The organism is Spongiibacter sp. (assembly GCF_041602295.1).
In the GTDB taxonomy this organism is placed as follows: Bacteria; Pseudomonadota; Gammaproteobacteria; order Pseudomonadales; family Spongiibacteraceae; genus Spongiibacter.
Window position 1 is genome coordinate 1 of sequence record NZ_JBFIGO010000141.1, and the last position, 5,577, is coordinate 5,577.

At 54.6% G+C, this 5,577-nt stretch carries 5 protein-coding genes; 2 read left to right on the plus strand and 3 right to left on the minus strand.

Going from position 1 to position 5,577, the window contains the following annotated elements; genetic code table 11:
* Positions 1–280 precede the first annotated feature (280 nt).
* Entirely contained in the window at positions 281–1,693 is a 1,413-nt protein-coding gene (locus tag ABYM29_RS14570) for a hypothetical protein (protein WP_372865516.1), read from the plus strand.
* Between the two features lie 256 nt (positions 1,694–1,949).
* Here ABYM29_RS14570 and ABYM29_RS14575 read toward each other — a convergent pair whose 3' ends face one another.
* Positions 1,950–2,369, minus strand: coding sequence for an Hsp20/alpha crystallin family protein (locus ABYM29_RS14575; RefSeq protein WP_372865517.1), 420 nt, complete (start codon positions 2,367–2,369; stop codon positions 1,950–1,952).
* A 648-nt stretch (positions 2,370–3,017) separates the two neighbouring features.
* Here ABYM29_RS14575 and ABYM29_RS14580 point away from each other — a divergent pair.
* Complete coding sequence (locus tag ABYM29_RS14580) at positions 3,018–3,491, plus strand: PaaI family thioesterase (protein ID WP_372865518.1); 474 nt, start codon at positions 3,018–3,020, stop codon at positions 3,489–3,491.
* 68 nt (positions 3,492–3,559) lie between these two features.
* Here the strand turns inward: ABYM29_RS14580 and ABYM29_RS14585 are convergent, their stop codons facing one another.
* Together ABYM29_RS14585 and ABYM29_RS14590 are read right to left on the minus strand one after the other, a co-directional pair.
* Entirely contained in the window at positions 3,560–4,840 is a 1,281-nt protein-coding gene (locus ABYM29_RS14585) for a M18 family aminopeptidase (RefSeq protein WP_372865520.1), read from the minus strand.
* Positions 4,840–5,577, minus strand: a 738-nt coding sequence (locus tag ABYM29_RS14590) for an NAD(P)-dependent oxidoreductase (protein WP_372865519.1), incomplete at its 5' end; no start/stop codon positions are given. The genes ABYM29_RS14585 and ABYM29_RS14590, both read right to left, overlap by 1 nt.

Genomic DNA, 5,577 nt, shown 5'->3' on the forward strand with positions numbered 1-5,577 from the left:
GAAAGCCGCGGCATTTCTCACTGCGTGGGCAGCCGCGACGGACAGGAAGGCCTGGGCGCCTTTGTCGAGCGCCGCAAGCCCAATTTCACGGGCGAGTAACTCCATTTCGAAGATTAAAGTGCCCGGCTAACGCCGGGCGGCTTACTAACTTATCATCCAATCATTCACACCACTCTCCTAATTTCCGCCCTTCCCGCTTTACTGTTAGCACGAAAATTGACCGCAACACCAAGCGCACTATACTCAGTCTCGTTGCCACGATGATGACAAGGAGGTCGATGTGACTATTATTGAACAGCTAAAAAGCGGTGAGCGCGCGCGATTGATACCAGTATTACCCGACTCTAAGAAAGAAGAAAAAGCAACAGCCTCACTACTAGCTGCATTCCGTATAATCCCCGAATTTGCAAAGTCTGTCTTATCCGATGCTGGAGCATCAATTGGAACAAGAGCAAAAATCGACTGCTATACCGAAGTTGTGTTCAAGCACGAATGCGCGAAAGGCATTCGCCCTGACGGCCTAATCGTTGTTCATACTGGAAAAAAAGAGTGGACGGCATTAATCGAATCAAAAATTGGCAACGCGAACCTTAGCTGCGATCAACTAGAAAAATATCTTACGGTAGCGCGAGCCCTAGGAATTGATGCCCTCATTACCATTTCAAATGAGTACGCAGTCCTGCCAACACACCACCCCGTCAATATCACCAAACAGTCTTTAAAAAAAGTCGAGCTATATCACTTCTCTTGGCTCAGTATTATTTCAAAGGCTGTTATTTTATCCGATAACAAAATCGTTGATGACCCGGAACAAGCCTTCCTTTTATCTGAGCTAATTCGCTATTTCCGGCACTCCTCATCTGGCGTTTCTGCGCTGAGTAAGATGTCCCCAGATTGGCGCGAAATCTGCGATCTTGTACAACGAGGCGCGCATTTATCAAGCCACCAAAAAGAAATTGAGGGCGCAGTATCTAGCTGGAATCAATTGCTGCGTTATTTAAGTCTACAGCTCAGCATGGCAACCCGAAGTGCAGTTTCTGTTCAGCTACCAAGAAAACTACAGTCATCGCCAGAACAACAGATCAAGCAGGCCATCCATACCATGGTTAGCTCAGGCAAGATGATAGCAACCCTTGAGATACCCAATGCAGCGGGACCAATACAAATTACCGCCGATCTAATGCGCCGAACGGTCACATTCGACATCAAGCTCACTTCTCCACAAGATGTTAAACGCCCAACAGCTGCAATTAACTGGCTAACACGGCAGCTAAAGGATGTTAAAGCTATGGAAGAAATAGTGATCAAAGCGTACTGGCCACGGCGCACACCAATGACGATGTCGACACTATCACAAGCTATCGACAGCCCAGAAACTTTGCTAGCCGAAGGTATTAAGGACATTCCCAAGGAGCTAGAAGTGAGCATAGTTACTGACCTAGCGGGACGATTTCGAGGTGCCAGAACATTTATCGAAGAAACCGAGCGCGCCCTTCTCTGGTTCTACGACACCATTGGTGAACACCTGTCTATTTGGGTACCCAAAGCACCAAAAATAAAACCCCAAATGGATAACGAAAGCGGCAACGAAAACAACCAAGTTGCGCCAGTAGAAAGTAGCTATGAAAAAGAAATCAGGGAACGCTTTCTGTATCCCGCTATAGTGGTTGATAACACAGGAACAGACTCCTAATAAATCTCAGCTCGTAAGCACTAATGTTTAGGTACTGAAACATGCAGGCGCAAGCAACAACCTGCGCCAACCTCCTTACTAGCTTCAGACGAACTTGACTGACCGCCCAATTAGAACAGGAAAGCCGCGACGGACAGGAAGGCCTGGGCGCCTTTGTCGAGCGCCGCAAGCCCAATTTCACGGGCGAGTAAGCCTTAGTAGCACGGCCCGAAGTGATTCGGGCTGTGCTCCGTCGAGCCCCTACCCACCACGGTTACTACACCACGTTGATTCTCTTTTTCTCGGGCTCTTTTTCTTCAACTTTAGGCACGCTAACGAGCAGTAAGCCATTGTCAAACTTAGCGCTGATATCCTCTTGCTGCACAGCATCTCCCACAGCAAAATTCCGCTGTATGCTGCCGTAGCGGCGTTCCTGACGAATGAGGCGGCCGCCTTTTTCTTCCTTGTCTTCCTGCTTGATTTCAGCGCTGAGCGTGAGCACGCCGTGGTGAAGTTCGAGATGGATATCCTCCTTCTTCACGCCGGCTAGCTCGGCCTGAATGGTATAGCCAGTGTCCGTTTCACTGATATCGACCTTTGGGCTAAAGAATCTATCTTGAGACAGATTCCCCGGCGCAAAAAAACTCTCAAATAGATTGTCTAAGTCGAAGCGGTTATCGCGTGGTAACAGGTTCATGATTCGCTCCTTAAACACTATTCACTCAGCTCATGGTTGCTGCTGCGCCCGCAGCGCAGCAAGCCCACACTAAAAATATAGTCCACTAACAGACCTTGCTCATTGACTGAGATCAATGATTCCGAGCACGGCAAGCACCAGCAAAACTCACAGTGTATTTTCAAATAAACGCGCCGTTAGACATAACCAGGGACGATAAGCAAAGGCATAAATAGGGGGCCAGCTGACAAGCCCAATCCCGGCGTTAACGCCGCCTGATATCGCCTGCTTAAACCGCTAGAAATCGGCTGGCATTTCGCGCTTGCACAGGGCAAGGAAGGGCTGTGCGGCAACGCCGGGCAATCAGCCAAATCGCTGCCACCCACGCTGCAGCGATTCAACAACGAGCCAGCAGCACCATTTAGATATACCCACAACGCCTTACCCAGTTGCTCGACGAAAAAACGCACCAACTCTCATCACCGGGTGACAACCGCCGCTGCGCCCAACCTTCCGTCGACAAGCTCTAGCACCTTGATAAATATCAAAAAATCATCAACTTGGCTAAACATAGCAAGTTTTGCTAGAGCCAATTTATCGACGAATGCAATACCCTGAGACTAAGTTCACACTGCTGTATAAACCGGTATTAGGGTTAGGGGTATCGTCGTGACCGACCTGCAACAAATCAATGCGCTCTACGCAGACAAACTGGCGGGCCTGCTGGGTATCAGCTTCGACGACGTGGGCGATGACGAAATCAAGGCCAGCATGGAGATCTCCCCTTTGCACCTAACGCCTAGCGGCTTTGTGCAAACCAGCGTCCTGCTAGCCTTGGCCGACAGCGCCTGCAGTATTGGCTGCATTGCAAATCTGCCTGCAGGCGCCTCGGGTTTTTTAACGATTGAATGTAAGCCCAATCTACTGGGAACGGTGCGCGGCGGCATTATTAACTGTATTGCCAGCATCACCGACAGGGAACACGCAAGCCAGACTTGGGAGGCAACTATTAGCTGCCAATCCTCAGGAAGAACGATTGCCCAGTTTCACTGCGCACAGCACATCATCTACCCCGGCAGCCCACGCCCCAAACCGGCAACCACGGTTACGGACACGCCTGAGACAGCGCTACCCTTCTGTTAGCTCGGCAGCGCCCGGCGTAAAACATCGCCGCTCTTCATGGTGTCCGCTCCCCCAAACGCCGCCCTAGCTCAGCGGCGGGCGTAGAACGCCGCCAAGACCTCGCTCAAACCGGCGGCATCTTCACTGCCGGCCAACTCGCGAATGGAGTGCATGGCAAAGGTCGGCACGCCGATATCGAGGGTGGCAACGCCCAGTGTCGAAGAGGTGATGGGGCCAATGGTGCTGCCGCAGGCCATATCGCTGCGCACCACAAAGCTTTGCACCGGCTGCTTGCACTGCTCGCAAAGGTGGCGGAACATCGCGCTGGTTTCGCTGTTGGTCGCGTAGCGCTGGTTCACATTGATTTTAATCACCGCGCCGCGATTGAGCAGCGGGCCGTGATTAGCGTCGTGCCGGTCGCTAAAATTGGGGTGCACGCCGTGGGCATTGTCGGCGGAGATCATCAGCGAGTGAGCGATCGCGCGCTGCCAGCGGGTTTCATCGCCGGCAATACGGCGCAGCGTCGACTCTAGCATCGGCCCCTGCGCGCCGCTGCTGGACATGCTGCCCACTTCTTCGTGGTCGTTGCTGACCAGCACGCTGTGCTGATCGGCCGGCGCGGCCAGCAGCGCCTGCAGGCCAACAAAACTGGACAACAGATTATCCAGCCGCGCGCTGGCGATAAACTCATTATCCAAGCCGATCAGCGCGGCGCCCTGCACGTCGTAAAAGCTCAATTCATAATCGAGCACCACATCGACATCGTCGCTGCCCTGCTCGGCCAAAAAGCGTTTCAACAGCGCTTTAAAGTCGGGGGCCTGCGCGGGCTGACTGATCAGCACTGGCAGGTCCGTCTGCGGATTAACACTGCGGCTGTTATTGGCCTCGCGGTCGAGGTGAATGGCCAGGCTGGGAATACAGCCGATCGCCCGCTGGGTGTCGATCAAAGCACTGCGCAAATGACCGTCGATCGTGCGGTAGCTTACCCGGCCGGCCAGACCGAGATCGCGGTCAAACCAGGGATTGAGCAAGGCGCCGCCGTAGACGTCCACAGCGAGCTGAAAATAGCCCTTTTTATGCAGTACCGGATTGGGCTTAACCTTCAGGCAGGGGCTGTCGGTATGGGCGCCGACCATCTTCCAGCCGCTCTCGGCAACATCCCCCTCACCCACCCGAAAGGCGACAATGGAGGAGCCATTGCGCAGGGTGTAATAGCCCTTGCCGGGCTGCAAAGCCCAATCGTCGCGCTCATTGAGCTCGCTAAAACCGGCATCGCGCAGGGCGCTGGCCATATTTTCGGCGGCGTGAAACGGCGTGGGGCTGGCATCCAAAAACGCCATAAGCTGGGTGTTGAACTGCTGTTTATCCATCATTGATCCGAGGTTGTTGAATTCTGGGGAGACGGCTGCTGACTGGCCTGCAGGGCCAGTAACAGGCTGGAAGTATCTTTGCGGCCGCCGCCGAGGTTTTGCACCTGGCCATAGAACTGATCTACCAGTGCGGTCACCGGCAAGCTCAGGCCCTGACGACGGGCTTCGTCGAGCACATAGCCCAGGTCCTTACGCATCCAGTCCACGGCAAAGCCGAAATCGAATTCGCCCTGCAGCATGGTGGTCGCGCGGTTGTCCATTTGCCAGGACTGGGCCGCACCGGCGCTGATCACATCAACCACAGCGGCCATATCCAGGCCCGCCTGCTGGCCAAAATTCAGCCCCTCGGCCAGCCCCTGTAACAGGCCGGCGATACAAATTTGATTGACCATTTTCGCCAGTTGCCCGCTGCCCACCTCACCGAGGCGGCGATAGCGAGCGGCGTAGCACTGCAGCAGCGGTTCGGCGCGGGCAAAGGCCTGCTCATCGCCGCCGGCCATAATCGTCAGTTTGCCCGCCTCGGCACCGGCCTGACCGCCAGACACCGGGGCGTCGATAAAGGCGTGACCCGTCTGGGCCGCCGCCTGGGCCATGTCGCGCGCCAGCGCGGCCGAGGTCGTAGAGTGGTCGATCACCACGCCGCCGCGCGGTAAATGTGCAAATACGCCCTGCTCGCCGCACAACACCTGACGCACATCGGCATCGGCGCCCAGACAAAGCGCCACCACATCGCGGCC